This window comes from Albidovulum inexpectatum (genome assembly GCF_002927635.1).
Classification (GTDB): domain Bacteria; phylum Pseudomonadota; class Alphaproteobacteria; order Rhodobacterales; family Rhodobacteraceae; genus Albidovulum; species Albidovulum inexpectatum.
This window is the reverse complement of sequence record NZ_PRDS01000006.1, coordinates 196,005-216,510: the sequence shown is the minus strand read 5'-3', so window position 1 is coordinate 216,510 and position 20,506 is coordinate 196,005. Positions and strand designations below refer to the sequence as shown.

The 20,506-nt window shown below is 64.1% G+C and carries 21 protein-coding genes and 6 pseudogenes; 12 read left to right on the top strand and 15 right to left on the bottom strand.

What is annotated here, in order from left to right:
• From LV82_RS11085 to LV82_RS14795, 5 genes and pseudogenes are all read right to left on the bottom strand, one after another.
• Positions 1–219, bottom strand: a pseudogene (locus LV82_RS11085) (IS110 family transposase); the annotation flags it as partial.
• 82 nt (positions 220–301) lie between these two features.
• Positions 302–774 (bottom strand): annotated as a pseudogene (locus LV82_RS11080) (transposase); the annotation flags it as partial.
• A 254-nt stretch (positions 775–1,028) separates the two neighbouring features.
• Positions 1,029–1,961 carry a hypothetical protein gene (locus LV82_RS11075; RefSeq protein ID WP_104071654.1) on the bottom strand — a complete coding sequence of 311 codons (933 nt, stop codon included), beginning with the start codon at positions 1,959–1,961 and terminating at the stop codon, positions 1,029–1,031.
• Positions 1,958–2,746, bottom strand: a complete 789-nt coding sequence (locus tag LV82_RS11070; RefSeq protein ID WP_104071652.1) for a uracil-DNA glycosylase family protein — start codon at positions 2,744–2,746, stop codon at positions 1,958–1,960. Before LV82_RS11070 ends, LV82_RS11075 begins: the two co-directional genes overlap by 4 nt.
• Positions 2,747–2,776: 30 nt before the next feature.
• Positions 2,777–3,043: a hypothetical protein gene (locus LV82_RS14795; RefSeq protein ID WP_146065159.1), complete on the bottom strand. Its 267-nt coding sequence runs from the start codon at positions 3,041–3,043 to the stop codon at positions 2,777–2,779.
• Between the two features lie 112 nt (positions 3,044–3,155).
• Here LV82_RS14795 and LV82_RS11060 point away from each other — a divergent pair, with 112 nt between their 5' ends.
• The 8 genes and pseudogenes from LV82_RS11060 to LV82_RS11020 all read left to right on the top strand — a co-directional run.
• The gene (locus LV82_RS11060) at positions 3,156–3,578 is read left to right on the top strand and encodes a hypothetical protein (protein WP_104071648.1); all 423 of its coding nucleotides are present in this window, start codon (positions 3,156–3,158) and stop codon (positions 3,576–3,578) included.
• Positions 3,579–3,593: 15 nt separating this feature from the next.
• Positions 3,594–4,244, top strand: a complete 651-nt coding sequence (gene terL, locus LV82_RS11055) for a phage terminase large subunit (RefSeq protein WP_170063404.1) — start codon at positions 3,594–3,596, stop codon at positions 4,242–4,244.
• A 105-nt stretch (positions 4,245–4,349) separates the two neighbouring features.
• Positions 4,350–5,010, top strand: a pseudogene (locus tag LV82_RS11050) (IS6 family transposase).
• 282 nt (positions 5,011–5,292) lie between these two features.
• Positions 5,293–5,838: pseudogene (locus tag LV82_RS11040) on the top strand (thioredoxin family protein); the annotation flags it as partial.
• Positions 5,839–6,491 (top strand): annotated as a pseudogene (gph, locus tag LV82_RS15290) (phosphoglycolate phosphatase).
• Positions 6,492–6,928: 437 nt separating this feature from the next.
• Positions 6,929–7,279, top strand: a complete 351-nt coding sequence (locus LV82_RS11030; RefSeq protein ID WP_104071640.1) for an MbcA/ParS/Xre antitoxin family protein — start codon at positions 6,929–6,931, stop codon at positions 7,277–7,279.
• Positions 7,279–7,791 (top strand): RES family NAD+ phosphorylase, encoded by a 513-nt coding sequence (locus LV82_RS11025; RefSeq protein ID WP_104071638.1) that lies wholly within the window; start codon positions 7,279–7,281, stop codon positions 7,789–7,791. Before LV82_RS11030 ends, LV82_RS11025 begins: the two co-directional genes overlap by 1 nt.
• Positions 7,792–7,847: 56 nt before the next feature.
• A pseudogene (locus LV82_RS11020) lies at positions 7,848–8,063 on the top strand (integrase core domain-containing protein); the annotation flags it as partial.
• A 125-nt stretch (positions 8,064–8,188) separates the two neighbouring features.
• Here the strand turns inward: LV82_RS11020 and LV82_RS14790 are convergent.
• From LV82_RS14790 to LV82_RS11010, 3 genes are all read right to left on the bottom strand, one after another.
• Positions 8,189–8,698, bottom strand: coding sequence for a hypothetical protein (locus LV82_RS14790; RefSeq protein ID WP_146065158.1), 510 nt, complete (start codon positions 8,696–8,698; stop codon positions 8,189–8,191).
• A 98-nt stretch (positions 8,699–8,796) separates the two neighbouring features.
• Positions 8,797–9,923 (bottom strand): IS3 family transposase gene (locus LV82_RS11015; protein ID WP_104071637.1). Its coding sequence is split into 2 segments (ribosomal slippage): positions 8,797–9,659 and positions 9,659–9,923, totalling 1,128 coding nucleotides; the frame shifts between segments, so codons are not numbered across the junction.
• A gap of 131 nt (positions 9,924–10,054) precedes the next feature.
• Positions 10,055–10,693: a GntR family transcriptional regulator gene (locus LV82_RS11010; RefSeq protein ID WP_104071635.1), complete on the bottom strand. Its 639-nt coding sequence runs from the start codon at positions 10,691–10,693 to the stop codon at positions 10,055–10,057.
• Positions 10,694–10,797: 104 nt separating this feature from the next.
• Between LV82_RS11010 and LV82_RS11005 the strand changes: the two genes are divergently transcribed.
• The 3 genes from LV82_RS11005 (at position 10,798) to LV82_RS10995 (ending at position 13,061) form a co-directional block, all read left to right on the top strand.
• Positions 10,798–11,442, top strand: a complete 645-nt coding sequence (locus tag LV82_RS11005; RefSeq protein ID WP_104071633.1) for a pyrimidine 5'-nucleotidase — start codon at positions 10,798–10,800, stop codon at positions 11,440–11,442.
• Positions 11,443–11,536: 94 nt separating this feature from the next.
• Positions 11,537–11,776 carry a hypothetical protein gene (locus LV82_RS11000; RefSeq protein ID WP_104071631.1) on the top strand — a complete coding sequence of 80 codons (240 nt, stop codon included), beginning with the start codon at positions 11,537–11,539 and terminating at the stop codon, positions 11,774–11,776.
• 70 nt (positions 11,777–11,846) lie between these two features.
• Positions 11,847–13,061: a UbiH/UbiF family hydroxylase gene (locus LV82_RS10995; protein ID WP_104071629.1), complete on the top strand. Its 1,215-nt coding sequence runs from the start codon at positions 11,847–11,849 to the stop codon at positions 13,059–13,061.
• Here LV82_RS10995 and LV82_RS10990 read toward each other — a convergent pair.
• The 3 genes from LV82_RS10990 to LV82_RS10980 form a co-directional block, all read right to left on the bottom strand.
• Positions 13,058–14,188, bottom strand: a complete 1,131-nt coding sequence (locus LV82_RS10990) for an aminotransferase class V-fold PLP-dependent enzyme (RefSeq protein WP_104071627.1) — start codon at positions 14,186–14,188, stop codon at positions 13,058–13,060. The genes LV82_RS10995 and LV82_RS10990 overlap by 4 nt on opposite strands.
• 88 nt (positions 14,189–14,276) lie before the next feature.
• Positions 14,277–14,735: an Lrp/AsnC family transcriptional regulator gene (locus LV82_RS10985; protein WP_104071625.1), complete on the bottom strand. Its 459-nt coding sequence runs from the start codon at positions 14,733–14,735 to the stop codon at positions 14,277–14,279.
• Positions 14,732–15,190: an Lrp/AsnC family transcriptional regulator gene (locus LV82_RS10980; protein WP_104071623.1), complete on the bottom strand. Its 459-nt coding sequence runs from the start codon at positions 15,188–15,190 to the stop codon at positions 14,732–14,734. Before LV82_RS10980 ends, LV82_RS10985 begins: the two co-directional genes overlap by 4 nt.
• A 146-nt stretch (positions 15,191–15,336) precedes the next feature.
• On the opposite strand from LV82_RS10980, the gene ilvC reads away from it, so the two are divergent.
• The gene (ilvC, locus tag LV82_RS10975; RefSeq protein WP_104071701.1) at positions 15,337–16,359 is read left to right on the top strand and encodes a ketol-acid reductoisomerase; all 1,023 of its coding nucleotides are present in this window, start codon (positions 15,337–15,339) and stop codon (positions 16,357–16,359) included.
• 61 nt (positions 16,360–16,420) lie between these two features.
• On the opposite strand, the gene glmM is transcribed toward ilvC, so the two are convergent.
• From glmM to LV82_RS10955, 4 genes are all read right to left on the bottom strand, one after another.
• Entirely contained in the window at positions 16,421–17,764 is a 1,344-nt protein-coding gene (gene glmM / locus LV82_RS10970; protein ID WP_104071620.1) for a phosphoglucosamine mutase, read from the bottom strand.
• Positions 17,761–18,774: a dihydropteroate synthase gene (gene folP / locus LV82_RS10965; RefSeq protein ID WP_104071618.1), complete on the bottom strand. Its 1,014-nt coding sequence runs from the start codon at positions 18,772–18,774 to the stop codon at positions 17,761–17,763. Before folP ends, glmM begins: the two co-directional genes overlap by 4 nt.
• A 45-nt stretch (positions 18,775–18,819) precedes the next feature.
• On the bottom strand, positions 18,820–19,713 hold the full coding sequence (locus LV82_RS10960) for a dihydroneopterin aldolase (protein ID WP_104071616.1): 894 nt from the start codon (positions 19,711–19,713) through the stop codon (positions 18,820–18,822).
• 94 nt (positions 19,714–19,807) lie between these two features.
• Positions 19,808–20,491 carry a cell wall hydrolase gene (locus LV82_RS10955; RefSeq protein ID WP_104071614.1) on the bottom strand — a complete coding sequence of 228 codons (684 nt, stop codon included), beginning with the start codon at positions 20,489–20,491 and terminating at the stop codon, positions 19,808–19,810.
• Positions 20,492–20,506 lie beyond the last annotated feature (15 nt).

The following is a 20,506-nucleotide window of genomic DNA, read 5'->3' as shown; positions in this document are numbered from 1 at the left end:
CACCTCGTGGCCATGTCGTTGCGCCACCCGGCCCCAGTGATGGGAGGTTGCGCAAGCCTCCATGGCCACGATGCAGGTTGGCTGTTCGGCCAAAAGCGCGGCCAACCGTGTCCGCGATAGCGCCCGATTGTAGAGAACCGTCCCATCCGGCCCGACCGCACAGACCTGAAAACTGCCCTTCGCCAAGTCGATCGCCAGCATGCTGATCTTCGTCGCCATCGATGTGCCCTCCAAAATTGGTTCCTATAGAACCGTCATGGCATACAAGATGCCGTTGGTGGGGGCATCCACCGCATCAGTTCATCACGCCGATCCGCCGATAGCCGAACCTGCGCCGCTTGGCAGCGACGGCCTTCATCTCCTTCCTGATCTCAGGATTGTCGGGCGGGCGTTCGCGCCTGGCAGTTTTGGGATCGACACCAACGAGCCTGCACGCTCGGCGTTGCGAGATGTCATGATCCCGCATCGCCCTGAGCGCCGCACCCCGCCGTTCGGTTGGCGTCGTCAGTTCTTTCCCAGCAAGTCCTTCAACACGATATTGTCATTGTCCAGCATGGCGTCGGCCAGCAGGCGTTTGAGCTTGGCGTTCTCGTCCTCAAGTGTCCGCAGCTTGGCGACGTCGGACACCTCCATGCCGCCATATCTGGACTTGAATTTGTAAAACGTCGCCGGGCTGAGGCCATGCCTACGGCACACCTCGGCCGTCGGCACACCTGCCTCCTGTTCCTTGATCATCCCGATGATTTGGGCCTCGGTGAAACGGCTCTTTCGCAAATGTCTGCTCCTTCAAGGGTGAGCAGACTCTACATCACGGTGAGGGATTTTACGGGGGGCAGGTCACTGGCCGCTCTTGGCGAAGCCGTTGTCGGCCATATTGACGACGCGGGTCATGCCGTTCCACCGCCGCACCCGCCGCCCGCCGGGCTATCTCCTTGGCGAAGCCCGGGGGCAGACTGCGCGGCGCGGCAGTGTGCGTCAGGGATCCATAACGTCGGCCGGTCCTGGGGACAGGTGCTATTGAAAGCACATCAGCCGGCCTCCATGGCGAGGATGTACTTGATGGCGGCGGCGGCAAAATCCGGTTCGGGAACCCGGAGCGTTCTGGCGAGGGACCGCAGGGGGTCAATGCGCGGTGCAATGCGGCGGCCGTCCTTAAGCCCCTCGAGCCATTCCTTGTCCGCGCCGGCATTCGCGGCGAGCGTGGGAACGTCGAGGCCCCGCAGTTCGAGGACTCTCGACAGGGCCTCCGGAAACGTCAGGTCTGGGTCAGACAGCACCTGGGCCACTTTCCGGTCGTTGTCCTCCGTTTCTTCGCCAAGTTGCGGGATAAAGCCGCGACGCCGCGAAAGCCAGAGCCTGGCGTCGGCATTCGCAAGCTTGAAGCCCGTTCCGTCGAGCCGTGAGCGCTCATGTCCCCGGCTTTTTTCCAGCTTGAAGCCTTCCTTGCTGAGCGAGGTGCGCACGGCGGGAACGGTCATGTTCGCGAGCAGCGAAAGTTGTCGAATGCTCACGTCCCACCGCAGGTCGTCATCGAACAGCGCAAAGCGGGCGAAGAAAGTTTCTAGCATCCGCCGCAGCGGGAAGTCGTTGAGCGTACAGAATGGCGATGGTTCGCCTTCCGCGTCCGTCTCGGGAAAGCCCTGCAGAAGGCCGTCGACCTCGTGCCATGTGGACAGCACGGTGTAGCGGTCCTGTGGTCGGCATTGATAGGCGTAATCGTACGCGACGCGCGCGTGATAGTGCAGTTCGTGCCGCGTTATGTCGATCGCGGCGAGGTCCTCGCTCGTCAGATCCTGAACACCGACGAAACCTTCTCCCTCCAGGCCGAGATAGGCACGCACGGTGCGCCCGTCATCTCGTGGCCCGAAGGCCTCGAGGATGCTCGCCTGGCTGAAGATCGCGTCGCGGATCTGTTCTTCGATCACGTCCCAGCTGTAGGGGATTTCTCCGGTCTTGTTCATGCGCGGTCTCCTTTGATCGTGGACACCTGTTTCGAGAGCCTGGCAAAGGCCTCGAGCAGGGGCGCGGGTGATGTTTGCCGCGAGGCCTCCTCGGGACGTTTGCGGCCGAGGAAGATCGCCACACGTTCTGCATTCGCCCCGCTGGGATGTGGCATTCCGGCCAGCACCTGAGCGTCGCGGAGCAAGCCTAACCGGACCAGATGCATGACGGCGCTTTGCGCTTTCGGCCCGAGAGGAAGCCACAGGGCGTTCGGCAGCAGCCGGGCCTCCTCGGCCAGCCAGGTTTCAACCATCCGCCGGAGCATGGGCGTTTTCAGCATATCCGGCGAGCCATTGTAATTCCTGCCATCCACGAAGACCGGGTAACGCAGGGCCGAGGTAAAGTGAACATCGCGCGATCCGGGCCTGAACAGATTCGCGGTCGTTGTCAGCCCGAAGTGGCGCGCCACGCCGATGGCGTCCAGCATCGCCACCAGGTTTTTCCGCGTTGCTCCGCCACTGAAGCTGGCGGTCATTTTGGCCTTCTCGAGGACTTCTTCCAGCGGAAGCCCAGCATCCCGCGCGGCAACAGCGGCATTCACCGCGTTGACCGCCTGCGCAAGACCCGGCGTGATGCCGACAACGACCAGGCGCGCCGAGCGGGTTACGTGATCAAACGGAGCGTATTGAACGCTGATGCGACCGTCCTCGTCCAGGCGCAGGGTGTGTTGGCGCTGAAAATCCTTGCCCGCGGTGCGGACCAGTTCGGGAAGCAGGGTTCGAGCGATTGTCAGATCTTGCTCCAAGGGTCTGAACTCCGGTTCTGGATGGTTGAATTAATGGCGAAATCGACGGGTGCGCCGAGCGGCAGTGATAACTTTCTCACCGTCGCTGACGATCAGAAAGGCGCCGCAAAAAGGCTCGAGCTTCTGCACGACACGGCGATCGCCGTCCGCCGCAAGCTCGATCGCCTCTCTGTCGAGCGTGAGGCTAATGGCGCCTTTCGAATGTCGTTCGGAGCCGTATTCGAAGATCGTTCTCAGCACGTTCTTCGGCAGGCACCGCTGTGAAAGTCGTTTTTTGGCATGGCGCGAAAGCTGCATGGCACTTCCAGTAAGATGATACTTCCAGTAAGATGATGACGATGATATATCGTTATCATCTTAAATGATGCAACAGTAAAGGTGCCTCAGATAACACATCAGCATCACTTTTATGGCGAGATGTTGCGAAAGCACAACGGTTCCCGCCATTGTCAAACCACCTGACACCCGCAAGGCGGTCGGGATCGGGGGCGCGGTAATCGGGCATGGCGCCGATCACATCATAATCAACGATCTGATGAAGGCCGCCGCCGCCACCTCCGCGGCCGAGCTCATCCGCGCGCAGGACTTCATCGAGGGCACACTGCTCTCGCGCTTCGACAACCCGGCCGAGGGGCGCGTGGTGATGGTGGCGCAGAGGCTGCACGAGATGGACCCGCCAGGCTACCACATCGAGAAGGGCACCTATCGGCACCTCAACCTGCCGGCCATCGCCGAGACCCACGAGCGCATTCCCATCGGTCGGGGCCAGTTCCCCGAACGCCGCCCCGGCGATCTGCTCTTCCCCGAGCGGCTCGACCGCGAAACGCTCTAGCGGATGCGCCGGGAGATGGGCAGCGCCGTCTTCAACTGCCACTACCAGCAGAACCCGGTCGCCCCCGAGGGCTCGCCGCTCCGCTGGGAATGGTTCGGAAGCTACAATGAGGTTCTGCCGCGGGTCCGCTACCAGCTCATCGTGCAAAGCTGGGACACGGGCATGTCCGCCGATCCCCGCTCCGACTGGTCGGCCTCCACCATCTGGGGCTACCTGCACCCGCACTGGCACCTGCTCGACGTCTGGCGGGGGCAGCTCGACTACCCGGACCTCCGGGCGCGGGTGCTGGCCTTGGTCAATCACTGGGCGCCGGGCAGGATCCTCATCGAGGTCGCCGCGACCGGCAGGCCGCTCCTTGACGAACTCGCCCGGGCCGGGCGAGACCGGCGCTTTGTCCGCATCACGCCTGACCGGGACAAGGAAATCCGCTTCGCCGCCGCCTGCGCGCCCGTCGAGGAGGGCAAGGTCTGCCTGCCCCGCGAGGCCCCCTGGCTGGCCGCCTTCCGCCGCGAGCTCCAAGCCTTCCCCCGCGGCCGCAACGACGACCAGGTCGACAGCTTCACCCAATTCCTCAACTGGACCAAGGGCCTCGGCTTCCTATGCGCCCTGCCGCACGAGCACCCGCTCAGGGAACGGCGCAGAAGGAATATCAGGAGAAAGCCGTGAGGGGGCTCTGTCAAAGGAACCTGGCCCAAGGCTGGGCGAGGCGTTCGGTGACGTCTGGCGATGAAAAAATGATCCCCGTTTCGCCATTTCAGGACCAGCCCCGAGATCATCCGGCCGGCGGTGATGTTGAATGTCCCGGTTTCCGCGCTCGCCCCGGAGCGTCGGGGGCCTGCTTCATGAGCGCGGCGCCGAGGCCAGCCATGAGACGGGGCGCTGCCGGTCGCGCCGGTTCGGGCCACTGTTCGCCGCCGAGATCCGCAAGCGGCGGATCGAGGGCATGCGATCGAGCCGCTGGGGGTGGCAGCTCGACGAGATGTTCGTGAAGGTGGGCGGCGAAGGCCATTACCTGTGGCGGGCCGTGGATCACGAGGGCGAGGTTCTGGAAAGCCTCGTCACCAAGACGCGTGACAAGAAGGCCGCGCTGAAATTCCTAAGAAAAGCAATGCGCAAGCATGGCCGCCCCGAAGTGATCGTGACCGACAGGCTCAATTCCTATGGTGCTACCTTGAGGGAAATTGGCGCTGGCCACCGCCAGGAAACGGGGCTATGGGCGAACAACCGCGCAGAGAATTAGCACCTGCCATTCCGACGACGAGAGAGGGCCATGCAGCGCTTTCGGCTGATGCGAAGTCTGCAAGTGTTCGCGGCCGTTCACGCCACAGTCTCGAACCACTTCAATCAGGACCGAGACCTTTCCAGCAGACTGCACTTCAAGGCCAACGGTACCACCGCTCTCGCCGAGTGGCGCGGTCTCTGCGCCGAATAAGGGACAGCGATGCTGCCCTTGTGGAGACTGGTTCGCATTCGTCTGACAGCATCGCCGCCGGGCGCCTGTCTTGCGTTCGAGGACAGCCGCAACGGCCTGCTGGCGGCCAGGGCCGCAGGGATGGCTTGCATCGTGTCGCCCGGGCCCTATACCGATGATCAGGACTTTTCCAAGGCGGATCTCGTCGTGGACTGCTTTTCGCACGCAGACAGCATCGATGCCGTTCGGCGTGCGCTTTGCGCGGTGTCAATCAGGACCGGAGACAAGACTTGGCTGTAACACCCCCCCGTATGCGATTTCGGCTGGAAGGCGCCCGATTTCACCCTGCCCGCGACCGACGGCAGGACCTACAGCCTGGCGGATATCGCCGGGCCGCGCGGCACCCTGGTCATGTTCATCTGCAATCACTGCCCCTATGTGCTGGTGGTTCTGGACCGCATCATCCGCGATGCGCGCGACCTGCAGGAACTGGGCATCGGCGTGGCGGCGATCTGCTCGAACGACGCGACCGCCTATCCCGACGACAGTTTCGACAACATGAAGCGCATGGCCGAGGAGCGGGGATTCCCCTTTCCCTATCTGCATGACGAGGACCAGTCGGTCGCCCGCGCCTATGGCGCGGCCTGCACGCCGGATTTCTTCGGCTTCAACGCCGATCTGGAGCTGCAATATCGCGGCCGGCTGGATGCCTCGCGCAAGGAGGCCGCGCCGCCCGATGCGCGCCGCGATCTTTTCGAGGCCATGAAGCAGGTGGCCGAAACCGGACAGGGACCGCGCGAGCAGATCCCCTCGATGGGCTGTTCGATCAAGTGGAAGGACGGCGCCTGAATGGCCCGTATCGTCTTTGATCTGGACGGGACGCTGATCGACAGCGCGCCGGACATCCACGGCATTGCCAACGCTTTGCTCGCGGCCGAGGGCCTGGCCCCGATCACGCTGGAACAGACGCGCGAGTTCATCGGCAACGGCGCCAGCGTCTTTGTCCAGAGGATGCGCGCCGCGCGCGGCATCCCCGACAGCGCGCATGACCGGATGCTGGCCGATTTCATCGCGGCCTACGAGGATGCGGTCCATCTGACCGTGCCCTATCCCGGCGTGCCCGAGGCGCTGGAGGCGCTGCGCGCGCAGGGCCATGCCTTGGGGTCTGCACCAACAAGCCGATCGGCCCCACGCGGGCCGTCCTGGCCCATCTGGGGTTGGACCGGTTCTTCGCGACCGTCTGGGGTGGCGACAGCCTGCCGGTGCACAAGCCCGACCCCGCGCCGCTGCGCGCCGCGCTTGACGCCCTTCCGCCGGGGCCCGCGATCTATGTCGGCGACAGCGAGGTGGACGCCGAAACCGCGCGCCGCGCGCAGATACGCTTCCTGCTGTTCACCGAAGGCTATCGCAAGTCCCCGATCGCGACGATCCCCCATGCCGAGGCCTTTGACTCCTTCGACCGGCTGCCCGATCTGGTCGCAACATGCTGCCGTGAAGTCTGAGCCATTGCGCCGGCAGGAGACATGACCCGGCCCGTTGCGGCCGCGTGGCGACAGACATTGGCAGATGCCATGGCGGCGACAATCGTACGGTCATCATATCTGTCACAGGGGAAGGAATCCGAGCCACTGGCAGCGTGCGGCCGCAGATCGGGTCAGAGGTGCAGGGCACGGGGGCAGGTCAGATCCAATTGGCCGAGAAGCAATGTTATGTAATAAGCGCGCGCCCCCCCGGAAGAGGCCGATGCCGCGCCGATGGCGGCGGGCGGTCGGGATGGCGGGGGTGTCCCGACCCGTTCGGGGCCAGGGCAGAAACGCGCGTCACGCCTGTTCCACGGGCGCCCTCTGCCTTCCGGCACAGGGCGCGTGTTCAGCCCGAACCCTTGACGATCAGTGATTTTGACGCTATATCGCGTCAAGTTTACTGAAGGATCGGGGCCATGCACATCACGAACCTTGCCGAAGCCGGTCGGTTCGAGCCGCGCAAGATCGCCGCGGTCCTGCGCACCTCGACCGAGGAAATCGCCCTGACCGTCGGCCTGGGCAAGGACGCATTGCAAAGACGATCCCGCATCGGCTCGGACAAGACGCAGCGCCGCCTGCGCGAGCTTGTCGAGATCCTGAACAAGGTCGAGCCGCGCTTCGGCTCGGCGCTTCTGGCCTATGCGTGGTATCGATCCGAGCCGCTGCCCGGCTTCGATGGCCGGACCGCCATGCAGCTGGTGCAGGAAGGCAAGGCGCATCAGGTTCTGGACTATATCGACGCGGTCGATGCGGGTGTCTTTGCCTGATGCCGCTGAAGCTGGGCCGTTACACGGGATCGCTCTACCGGGCGCTGAACCCCGTCTATGCCAGAGAGCCGCTCTCGGGCCGTGGCGCACAGATCCATGGCGGGCGCTTCAACGCAAGGGGCATACCCGCGCTTTATACGGCGCTTGATCCCGCGACGGCCCTGAGAGAGGCCAACCAGGTCGGCACCCTGCAGCCGACAATCCTTGTGTCGTACCGTGCCGCCATCGGGCCCATTTTCGACACGCGCGATCACGACGCCCTGAAGAGATACGGCATGAATGCGGACACGCTTGCCGACCCGGCATGGCGCATGAAGATGCTGCGCGGCGAAAGGGTGCCGACGCAGGCGCTTGCGAACGACCTCATCGCCGACGGTTTCGCGGGGCTCCTGGTCCGAAGCTTTGCCCGGGGGGCCTCCATGGCCAATCTCAACATCGTCCTGTGGGTCTGGAGCGGCCAGGATTGTGACCTGCGCGTCGTTGACGACGAGGACCGCCTGTCACGGATGTGACCGTCCGCCCGCCCGGATTTTCACGGCGGGGCGGCCGCCCGCGCCCTTATCTGATCAGCCCCAAGACCAACGGCTTCGTCGAGCGCTTCAACCGCACCGTGCTGGACGAGTTCTTCCGGGTGAAGATGCGCGAGACCTTTTACGAGACCGTGGAAGCGCTTCAGGCCGATCTCGACGCCTGGCTGGTGCACTACAACACCGAGCGCCCGCATCTGGGCTACCGAAACCAGGGCAGACGGCCCATCGAAACCGTCATGTCATTCGTCAGTTAAGAAGGTTAAGTGAACAAAAGATTGGTCATGAAGCCCCCCCTGTTTGGGAGCTTGAATCTCGCCGACAGGAACGCATCAAGCATATTAATAGGTCCTGAACGTAGTGAAGCCAATTGTGGTTGATCTCAGCCAACCTTTTTGATTGCTACATGTGCAGCGTAGTTTGCGTTAAAGCCATCTGGCCGCAAAACTACTTCCTTGCCGGACAGAAGCTGATCCCCCACATCGGCAACTACATGAAGGTCGAATGTATCGCTCTTGTGAAACATGTAGCCGACAGTTGTTCGGAATTCCAAAATTCCGCCGTCATAGAATGCGCCTGAAAAGTCAGTGTAGCCCTTTGCGACCCCGGCCTCGTCTACACGCAGAACAGAGATCCTTCCTCCTTCAACTCGCAGCCTTAGGAAAGCAAGAGATTCATACTTGTTGGGGTATGAGAGAGGGTCGCGTGCGTTCTCTGGTGTTGGGTTATGCGTGCGCCCCACAGTGAGTGTGTATTCGCCGTCATATGCGCCAGTTAGTGTGCGGCTGGGAGTCTCGCCTACACCACTCGCCTGACAGGCACATAGAGCCAATACACTCAGAATGAGGATGCGTCTCGTAACGTTTGATGCGGACAATTTTTCTTCCTCCATGCCTTCATTTTGAGGTGGCCCTAGTTTCCTATACGCCCGCCTTGTTCAGTTTGTGCTGTCTGATTGATCAGCCCCACCCGAGTGGTCCAGTTTGATTGTTAGTGCATTGCCGGCCTCTGGTCCATTGCGACGAGGGTTTCGGGTGCCGGTGGGCGGTAGCCCAGAGCGCTGTGCGGTCGTTTCGTGTTGTAGTGTCTCCTCCATTGTTCGATCAGGATTTGTGCCTCTCGCAGGCTGTAGAAGATCTCGCCATCGAGCAGTTCATCGCGGAAGCGGGCATTGAAGCTTTCGCAGTAGCCATTCTCCCAGGGCGAGCCCGGTTCGATGTAGGCCGTCTTTGCGCCGACGGCGGCAATCCAGTCCCGGACGGCCTGGGCGACGAACTCAGGTCCGTTGTCGGACCGGATGTAGGCCGGGACACCACGCAGGATGAACAAGTCGCTCAAGGCGTCGATCACGTCGCCCGAGTTCAGCTTCCTCTTCACCCGGATCGCCAGGCATTCCCGGCTGTGCTCGTCGATGATGTTCAGCGTCCGGAAAGCCTTTCCGTCGTCAGTCCGGCAATGCACGAAGTCGTAACTCCAGACGTGGTTGCGGTATTCCGGCCGCAGCCGGACGCAGGAGCCGTCATTCAGCCACAGCCGCCCCTTCTTCGGTTGTCTTGATGGCACTTTCAGCCCCTCCCGCCGCCATAACCGTTCGACGCGCTTGTCGTTGACCTGCCAGCCGGCATCTCTCAGAAGCGCGGCGACCCGACGGTAGCCGTAGCGACCATACTGCCGCGCCAACTCGATCATGTCCGCCACCAGGCGCTCTTCGTCGGCACGCCCCCTCGGCAACTTGCGCTGCGTCGAGCGGTGCTGGCGCAGCACCCGGCAGGCACGACGTTCCGAGACGCCCAGCTCGTTGCGCACATGATTGACACAGGCCCGACGGCGGGCGGGGCTCAGAAGTTTCCCTTTGCGGCCTCGGTCAGGATTTGCTTGTCCAGCGTCAGGTCCGACACGGCCTTCCTCAGACGCTCGTTCTCCTTCTGAAGCCGTTTGAGTTCCCTGAGTTGGTCGGTTCCCATCCCGCCATACTGCTTGCGCCAGCGGTAGTAGGTCTGCTCGGGTATGCGCACCTCACGGATCGCATCCACTCGCGCCATCCCTTGGCCGACAAGCACCTCAACCTGCCGCAGCTTCGTGACAATTTCCTCCGGCTTGTGTCGTTTCGTTCCCATTCTGATCCTCCGTTTTCCTAAACATAACGGCGGACCACTTCAGTGGGGGGGGTCACCCGGACTGGCCAAGTGCCGCGTGACGGGATGAAGGCAGGTGCCCGGGATATCCGGCGCCCCCGCACACGGTTGAATCACTCGGTCGAGCCGTGCACCGCCCCGGCATCCAGCTTCAGACGCGTCTCGAAGGCTTTCGAGATATGCGCACGCAGCGCCTGCTGCGCCGCTTCGCCATCGCCCGCGGCGATCGCCTTCACGATGGCATCATGTTCGGCCAGTGCCGCCTCGCCCCGCCCCTCGGCGGCAAGCGAGGTCGTGGCGAGCAGCGCCATCGACCGATGCACCATGTCCAGTTGCTGGACCAGGTATCGGTTGTGCGAGGCCAGATGGATCTGCTTGTGAAACCGCCGATTCGCGCGCGCCAGCGCCGCCGGGTCGCCGAGCAGCGCGCGATCGGCCTCGACCATGTCCTGCAGGACCTTCACCTCCTCGGGCGTGGCATGCTTGGCGGCCAGCCGCGCGGCAAGGGCCTCGAGCTCGGAGCGCACGACATAGAGTTCGGCCAGCTGGTTGTGGTCAAGCGAGGCCACGATCAGCGATCGCCCGTCGCGCGTCAGCATCGACTGCGTCTCCAGCCGCTGCAACGCTTCGCGAACCGGGGTGCGCGATACGCCAAAACGTTCGGCAAGCTCGGCCTCGACCAGCCGGTCGCCCGGCTTGTAGATTCCCTGATCGATCGCTTCGAGGATCAGCGTATAGGCGTCCTTCTGCATTGCGCATCCTGTCATTGGCTGGGCGAAGCTAACCGCGCGACGTGCGACATGGCAAGCGAACGATCCCCGTTGCGCCCGCCGCGCCGGCGGCCTAGCTTGCGGCCATGCCAAGACACGACTTCGCTCATGTCGATTGCTGGGTCTTCGACCTGGACAATACGCTTTATCCGCCATCGGCGCGCCTGTTCGACCAGATCGAGACGCGGATGACGGCCTATGTCATGCAGGCGCTCGGCCTTGCGCGGGACGAAGCAGACCGGCTACGTGCCCATTACTGGCAGCTTTACGGCACCACTCTGGCCGGGCTGATGCACGAACACGGCATCGATCCCCTCCCTTATCTGCGGGATGTCCACGATGTCTCGTTGCAGGCGCTGGAGCCCGACCCCGCCCTGCGCGACGCCATCGCCGCCCTGCCCGGCCGGCGCATCGTGTTCACGAATGGCGCGGCTGATTATGCCCGGCGCGTATTGCAGGCACGCGGACTGGGCGACGTGTTCGACGATGTCTTTGGTGTCGAACATGCCAACTTCCGGCCCAAGCCCGAACGTGCCGCTTTCCAGGCCATCTTTGCCCGCGCGAAGGTGGATCCCATGCGCGCCGCGATGTTCGAGGATGATCCGCGCAACCTTGCCGTGCCGCATACCCTAGGGATGCGGACGGTCCATGTGGCGCCAGAGCCACAGCCAGAACCACACATCCACCATCATACCGACGATCTGGCCGCATTCCTGGCCCGCCTGACATAAGCCCGCGACAGGGTGCCGCACTGCGGCATCGCGCCCGGTTTTCACGGTCGAAAGGCCGTCCATATAGGCGCGGAAAACTCATGGAGGAAACGCGATGTCCACGACAAACGAAAGCGGCCGCCTGCCGTGGTATTACTCGATCCCCGTATTTGGCTGGATCGCGCGCGACCTGGTTCATGGCAGCCGCGACAACATCCTGTATTTCCTTGTCATCTGCCTCACCGCGCTGGTTCTGGCGGTCAAGACCTGGGGGCTGGTCGCCCTTGGCCTGACGGCGCTGGCCACGGTGCCCTTGATGTTCGTCATCCTGATCGCACTGACGCTGGGCAAATAGCGGCCCACCCCTTGGCTCGGCCCGCCTCAGCGACTACTCTGCGCCGGCATCGCGGCGGGATGGGGCAACCATGACAGAGACGGTCGATATCCTGGTTTCCGGCGGCGGCGTTGCCGGGCTGACGGCTGCGGCGGCCTTCGGTTCGGCGGGGTTCTCGGTCATCTGCACCGACCCGGCCGCCCCGGTAACGAGTGCCGAGGACGAGCGTGCCGACCTGCGCACCACGGCCTTTCTTCAGCCCGCGCGCAAGCTGTTGCAGCGTGCGGGCCTGTGGGACCGCCTTGCGCCTCATGCCGCAGCGCTTCAGGTCATGCGCATCGTCGATGCCGGGGGCCCGTTGCGCGGCGACCTGCCAGAGCCGCGTGTGGTTCGGGATTTCGACGCTTCCGAAATCGGCGATGACCCATTCGGCTGGAACTTCCCGAACTGGCTGCTGCGACGTGAAATGGTGGCGCGGCTGGCCGAGCTGCCCAATGTCTCGTTCCGTCCCGGCATCGGAACGGCCGACGTCCTGGGACGCGAAGGCGAGGCCCGGGTCACACTGTCCGATGGCAGTCGCGTGATCGCCCGGCTGGTCATCGCGGCCGACGGTCGCGAAAGTCCTGTGCGAGAATGTGCAGGGATTGGAACCCGCACCTATCGCTACGGGCAAAAGGCCTTGGCCTTTGCCGTCACGCATCCGGTGCCGCACAACAACGTCTCGACCGAAATCCATCGCTCGGGCGGGCCGTTCACGCTGGTCCCCCTGCCCGATCGCGACGGACAGCCCTGTTCGGCCGTGGTCTGGATGGAACGCGGGCGCGAGGCATTGCGACTGGCCAGCCTGCCGGTCGGACAATTCGAGCAAGAGATGTTCATCCGCTCGGCCGGCCTGTTCGGGCCGCTGAAGCTGGTTACGCGGCGCAGCCTGTGGCCGATTATCGCGCGCATCGCGGACCGCTTCCATGCCGACCGGATCGCCCTGGTTGCCGAAGCCGCCCATGTCGTGCCGCCGATCGGCGCGCAGGGTCTGAACATGTCGCTGGCCGACATTGCCTGCCTGCTGGACATGGCCCAGGCGACGCCGGACCAGCTTGGCAGCCGCGACATGCTGCGACGGTACCACCTGCGCCGCTGGCCCGAGGTCAAGGCGCGTGTCATGGGAATCGATGCGTTGAACCGCGCATCGATGGTGTCCGCCCAGCCGCTGCGCGATCTGCGCGCGCGGGCGCTTGACACACTGTATGCCGCCGCACCGATCCGCCGCACCCTGATGCGCGCGGGGCTGGGCATGCAGCGGAGTTAAAGCCCCACCGCGTCCAATGCCCGGCGCAGACGGCCAAGAGTGCCGTCCACGTCATAGAGCTTGTCGAACCCGAACAGCCCGATGCGAAACGTCCGGAAGGCATCGCCCTCACCCACCTGCAGGGGCACGCCCGCGGCGATCTGCACGCCGGCCTCGGCGAATTTCCGGCCAGACTGGATATCCGGGTCATCGGTATAGCTGACGACAACGCCGGGCGCGCCAAAGCCTTCGGCCGCGACCGAGCGAATGCCGCGGCCTGCCAGTTCGGCCCTCACCGCATTGCCCAACCGCCATTGCGCCTCGCGCAGACGTTCCAGCCCATGGTCGCGCGCCTCGGTCATCGCGTCGCGCAAACCCCTCAGCGCGTCCGTCGGCATGGTCGCGTGATAGGCGTGACCGCCGGCCTCGTACGCCGCCATGATCTGGCGCCACTTCTTCAGATCCAGCGCAAAACTGTTCGCGTTGGTCTGTTCCATCCGCCGCACCGCGCGTTCCGACAGCATCACCATCCCGGCAGAAGGCGATGCGGACCAGCCCTTTTGCGGGGCCGAGATCAGAACATCCACGCCGACATCACGCATGTCGACCCAGACCGCGCCGCTTGCGATGCAGTCCAGAACGAAGAGTGCACCAACCTCATGCGCCGCGCTGGCCAATTGCGACAGGTAGTCGTCCGGCAGGATCATCCCGGCCGAGGTTTCCACATGCGGTGCAAAGACCACATCCGGACGGGTGTCGCGGACGCGGGCGGTTACCTCTTCGATCGGGGCCGGCACGAAGGGGGCCTGGGGCTCATTCCCGACGCGGCGCGCCAGCGCGACCTCGATCTCGCGCGCGAAACCGCCGGTCTCGAGGATCTGCGACCAGCGGAACGAGAACCAGCCATTGCGAACCACCAGAACCCGCGCATCCTGCGCGAACTGCCGCGCGACGGATTCCATCGCGAAGGTTCCGCCACCGGGGACCAGCGCAACGGCATCGGCGCCATACACATCGCGCAGCATGGCAGAGATGTCCCGCATCACCGCCTGAAAGGCCTTGCTCATGTGGTTCAGCGATCGATCGGTATAGACGACCGAAAATTCCTCGAGCCCCTCGGGGTCGACATGGGGCAGCAATCCGGGCATCGCATCTCTCCTGCGCTGTTTCCTGCCCGCAGGGTTACCCGTCACCCCCGAAGGCGCAAGGGGTGTGCGGGCGGCAGATCGCCCCATGTCAGCCCAGCGGACCCGGCCTGCGCTCTTCGCTCAGCAAGACATTGGCTTCGACATTGCCCACGCCCGGCAGTGTCATGATCCGCCGCCGCAAGACGCGTTCGAAATCGGAAAGGTCGCGCGCGACGATCCGCAGGCGGTAATCATACAGCCCCAGAACGTGCTGGATGGTCTGGACCTCTGGAATGGCGCTGGCCGCGCGTTCGAAATCTTCCAGGCTCACGCGGCCCTTTGTGGCCAGCTTGATACCCAGAAACACGGTCACGCCAAAACCCAGCCGGTCGAGATCCAGATCGATGCGGCGACCCGCGATCACGCCGGCCTTCTGCAACCTGTTGATACGGCGCCATGTCGCGGGCTGCGACAGCCCCAGCGCGCGACCGATCGCCCCCGCACTTTGCGTGGCATCCCGCACCAGCGCGCGCAGGATCTCGCGGTCGGTTTCGTCCAGTTCGATCATATCGGCAGGCTCTCGGTCTTGCGGATGGTCGAAACCAGCATCAGGCTTTCGATATCCGCGATATGCGGCAGGGTCAGGATGCGATCGCGGTAGATTTCCTGGTAATGCCGCATGTCGCGGGCGATCACGTTCAGACGCACATCCACCCGACCCAGGAAGGTCTGGATCTCGATCACCTCGGGAACCTCGCGCACGGCGGCAAGGAATTCGTCGAACGCCCGCGGGTCGGTCTTGTCGAGGGTGAATCGCAGCGACACCTCGACCTCCCAGCCCAGCGCGCGCCAGTCGATGATCGCATGCTGGCCACGCAGGATACCCGCCTCTCGCAGCCGCTCGATACGCCGCCAGGCGGTGGCCGACGTCACCCCGGCGCGCGCGGCAAGGTCCGTGGTGGACAGGTCGGGCTCGGCCAGAAGATGGCGCAACAGGCGGCGGTCGATATCATCAATCTGCATGATATTTTCATTATCCTGCAATTATTGGAATGACAATTATGCATGAACTGTCGATCAATGAAATTTTGAATACCAATTTTGGGCAACACATCTATTCTGGCGGCATCAAGCCTGCCCCGTCGGGCAAACCAACGAAAGGACGGAACATGCGTGTCTATTATGATCGCGATTGCGACGTGAACCTGATCAAGGACAAGAAGGTCGCCATCCTCGGCTATGGCAGCCAGGGCCATGCCCATGCGCTCAACCTGCGGGATTCGGGCGCCAAGAACATCGTGATCGCGCTCCGCGAAGGCAGCCCCAGCGCGAAGAAGGCCGAAGCCGAGGGCCTGAAGGTGATGGGCATCGCCGAGGCCGCCGCCTGGTGCGACTTGATCATGTTCACCATGCCGGATGAACTGCAGGCCGAGACCTACAAGAAATACGTCCATGACAACCTGCGTGACGGTGCCGCGATCGCATTCGCGCATGGCCTGAACGTGCATTTTGGCCTGATCGAGCCGAAGCCCGGCGTCGACGTCATCATGATGGCGCCCAAGGGGCCGGGTCACACGGTGCGGGGCGAATATGTCAAGGGCGGCGGCGTGCCCTGTCTGGTCGCCGTTCACCAGGACGCCACGGGCAAGGCGCTGGATCTGGCACTGTCCTATTGCGCCGGTATCGGCGGCGGTCGTTCGGGCATCATCGAGACGACCTTCCGCGAGGAATGCGAAACCGACCTGTTCGGCGAACAGGCAGTCCTGTGCGGCGGCCTTGTCGAGCTGATCCGCATGGGTTTCGAAACGCTGGTCGAGGCCGGCTACGAGCCCGAGATGGCCTATTTCGAATGCCTGCACGAGGTGAAGCTGATCGTGGACCTGATCTACGAAGGCGGCATCGCGAACATGAACTACTCGATCTCGAACACGGCCGAATATGGCGAATATGTCAGCGGTCCGCGCATCCTGCCGCGCGAGGAAACCAAGCGCCGCATGAAGGAGGTCCTGACCGACATCCAGACCGGCAAGTTCGTGCGCGACTTCATGCAGGAGAATGCGGTTGGCCAACCCTTCTTCAAGGCGACCCGCCGTCTGAACGACGAACACCAGATCGAAAAGGTCGGCGAGAAGCTGCGCGCCATGATGCCCTGGATCACCAAGGGCAAGATGGTGGACCGCTCGCGCAACTGATCGCGACCGCCGAAAACACTGCGGGGCCCCTGATGGGGCCCCGTTTTCGCGTCAGGTGCGTTCAGCTTGCCGCCTCGACCGCCGAGACGATCTCTTCGACGATTTCGGTCAGCAGGGCTTCGTCCTCGCATTCCGCCATGACCCGGATCAGCGGTTCCGTCCCCGACTTGCGGATCAGGATTCGCCCCGTCCCGTTGATGCGCGCCTCGGCCGCGGCGATTGCCTGCCTGACCCTGTCCTGCGCCAGCGGCTCGGCCCCCGGCGCATAGCGCACATTGCGCAGCATCTGCGGCACAGTTTCGAATTGGCGCACCAGTTCGGATGCCGGGCGACCGGTTTCCGCCATGGCGGCCAGGAATTGCAGCCCGGCAATCAGGCCATCCCCCGTGGTGGCATAGTCGGTCATCACGATATGGCCCGACTGCTCGCCACCCAGGTTGTAACCGCCCTGCCGCATCCTTTCGACCACATAGCGGTCGCCCACCGCCGTGCGTTCCAGCCGCAGACCGCGCGCTGCCAGGAAACGCTCCAGCCCCAGGTTCGACATCACCGTGGCGACCAGCGCCCCGCCGCGCAGCTTCTGCGCCTCGGCCCAGCGTGCAGCCAGAAGTGCCATGATCTGATCGCCATCCGCGACATGGCCGCGTTCGTCCAGGATCATCACCCTGTCGGCATCCCCGTCCAGTGCTATGCCCAGATCCGCGCCATGGGCCACGACGGCCTCGGCCGCGGTTCGGGTAAAGGTGGACCCGCAGGCCTCGTTGATGTTCAGGCCGTTGGGCGACACGCCAACCGGCACGACTTCGGCCCCAAGCTCCCACAAGACCTGAGGCGCCGCCTTGTAGGCCGCGCCATTGGCGCAATCGATCACCACCTTCATGCCCGACAGCTGCCCCCGCGCGGGAAAGGTCGTCTTGGCATATTCGACATAGCGACCAAGGCCATCGTCGATACGCTTTGCCCGGCCGATATTCTCGGGGCGGACCGGCGCGATCTCTCCGCCGACCATGCGCTCGATCTCGGCCTCGGCCTCATCGGACAGCTTGAAGCCGTCCGGTCCAAAGAACTTGATGCCGTTGTCATGCGCCGGGTTGTGGCTGGCCGAAATCATGATGCCCAGATCGGCCCGCATCGACCGCGTCAGATAGCCCACCGCCGGGGTCGGCACGGGCCCCAGCAGCAGCACGTTCATCCCCGTCGAGGTCAGGCCCGCGGTCAGCGCGTTCTCGATCATGTAGCCCGACAGGCGCGTATCCTTGCCGATCACCACGCGATGGCCATTGCGCCCGTCGGTGCGGAAGAACCGGCCGGCTGCGGCGCCCAGCCGCAACGCCATCTCGGCCGTCATGGGAAACGTGTTTGCACGCCCACGGACGCCATCGGTTCCGAACAGCTTGCGCGTCATTGCGATCCTCCCATCGTCACCGCCCGGAACAGGCGAATTGCCTGCGCGGCCTCGGCGACGTCGTGAACCCTGTGAATCTGGACACCCTGCGCGATCGCGGCCAACGTGACCGCGATCGTGCCGGGCCCGCGATCTCGCGCCTCTGCCGCGCCGCCGATCGCGCCGATGAAACGCTTGCGCGAAGCCCCCAGCAGGATCGGACAGCCCAGCCCGTGGAACAGGGACAGCCCGTGCAAGAGGGCGAGATTGTGTTCAACCGTCTTGCCAAAACCGATGCCGGGGTCGATCACGATCCGCTGGCGCGGGATACCGTGCGCTTCGGCCCAGGAAATGCGTTCGGCGAGGAAGTCGAAGACATCCAGCAGCACATCGTCATAGCGCGGATCGTTCTGCATGGTCGCGGGGTCGCCCTGCGCATGCATAAGGCATACGGGCACACCGTGTCGGGCCACGATATCGGCCAGACGGGAATCATAGGCGAAGGCCGCCACGTCGTTGACCATGTTCGCCCCAGCCCGCAACGCGGCCTCGGCGACCTCGGACTTCCGGGTGTCGATCGAGATCGGCAGGTCGATCCCGGCCTCGCGCAAGGCCGCGATGACGGGGGCCGTTCGAACGATTTCTTCACCCACATCGACATCCTGCGCACCGGGACGGGTGCTTTCACCCCCGACATCCAGGATTGCCGCCCCGGACGCCTCCATTGCGCGGGCGTGGCGCAGCGCCGCTTCTCGGTCGTCGAACAATCCGCCATCCGAGAAACTGTCGGGCGTCACGTTCAGGATTCCCATGATCCGGGGGGCATCCATGGACATTCCCGCGACCGGAGGGCGCGACGCCGTCAGCCGATCAAGAACCTTTTCCGGCACGTCGCGCGCCCGGATCAGGCCCTGACTGCCCTCACGACTCAGCACCTCGACACGGTCGAACCAGCACCACGTTCCGGCCAACGGCACCGCCTCGGGCGGGCGCACCGGGTCCATCATTGCTATCGGTCGGTAATAGATCATGCGGCCGGTTCTGGCGCGACAAACCAGATTTGGCAATGGGCCAAGTCAGACGACCTCGATCGGCACGCGGCAGGCTGCCGGTGCTGAAACCTGCCCGTGAACGACCAGGCGCAGGGCGTCAAGCTGCCCGGCAAGCCAGGCGGCCAGATCGATCGCCCGCGCCCCCGGTCCCGGAGCACCCTGCACGTCCAGCGCCATCTTGCCCGGCGCCCAGACAATCATCCCGCCATTGCGCAAGGCCCAGTCCAGTTCGGTACGCGATGCCGCCACGCGCAGCCGGGAGTCCAGCGCGGCCAGCGCCCATGCATTCTGCTCGATCGCCAGAAGCTCGATCCGCCATTGCGCCTCGTCATTCCGCGCGCAGGGCCGGGGCAGATCGGGCAGGCCGACCGTCAGGACGACCGGCCCGTCGCCCTTTGCCGCAAGCTCGTCCAGCCGGCGCGCCAGGACGGCGGGTTCGATATCGGTACGTTCGAAATGCGCGATCACCGGGCGCGGTGCCGTTGCGCGCTCGACCGTCGCGCCACCCTTCTTGCGCACGATCTCGACACCCAGGGCATAGGGGCCGCGGTCAAGTTTCTCGATCCGCAGGAATACCCGCTCGGCCTGCGGCTCGGAAAGGATGCGCGCCGCGATGTTCTCGGCCAGCGTCTCGACCAGGTTGTAGCGTGCCTGGCCAAGCTCGATCTCGATCGCCTCGATCAGGCGATCATACGACAGAATACGGTCCACATCATCGCCGACCGGCCCGGCGGGCACCACTTCGACGGCGACGTTGAAGCGCAACCTCTGCGCGCGGCCGCGTTCGTCCTGAAATGCGCCGATATCGGCCGTCACGACGAAATCGCGCAAGGACAGCCGATCGCGGGGGACATCCCCCGCCATTGCGGCTGCGCGCTCTTCGGGATGGGCGAAGGCAAGTCGGATAACGTCGGACATCTCGGCTCCTGCTGACCGCGCGCATCATAGCGCAGGCCTGCGCAGGGGAAAGGCGAAAGGCGACCGGGCATGACCCGGATGCGCCGCCCGGTGGTCAGTTCATCGCCGTGCGAAGGGTCCGGCGATAGAAGATATGCCGGCCGATCTGCGCGGTGCGGTGGAACCGCTTGGCCCAGGACGGGCTGACTGCGGGCGTATGGAAATAGGTCGCCCCATCGGTCAGCTGGCGCGGCGCCCCATCGATCATCAGCTTGGCAATCTTGCGCGCGGTTTCCCAGGCGGAGGGGTTACCGATCTTCTCGGGCAATCCATCGCAGGTGAACGAGAACTGGCACCCACGGCTGTTCTTCTGGTTCACGACACCGCAGATCGTCGAAGGGAACCGCGGGCTGTCCACGCGATTGAGAATGACCTCGGCCACGGCGACCTGACCCTTGACGCCTTCGCCGCGCGCTTCGAAATACAGCGCCTGCGCCAGGCATTCCAACTGTTCGTCGGAAGAGGCCGGCGCCGGAAGCGAAGCGATCCAGTTCCGATCATACTTGATCCTGACCTTGCCCAGATCCGCCGGGCGTTCGGGCGGGCTGACGATATCGTTCAGACGCGAGGCGGTCAGTCCGCCGAGGGCTGCACGTTCCTGGCCCAGCAAGCTTTCAATGTCGACACCGATGGCGGCGGTGGGGTCATTGGACTGGCTGACCGTCGTTTCCGCATCCACGGCGCCGACCAGCGCAAGGAGCATCGCTGCCCCCATCGTCCAGTTCTTCAGCGGTGACATCACATCTTCCCGAAT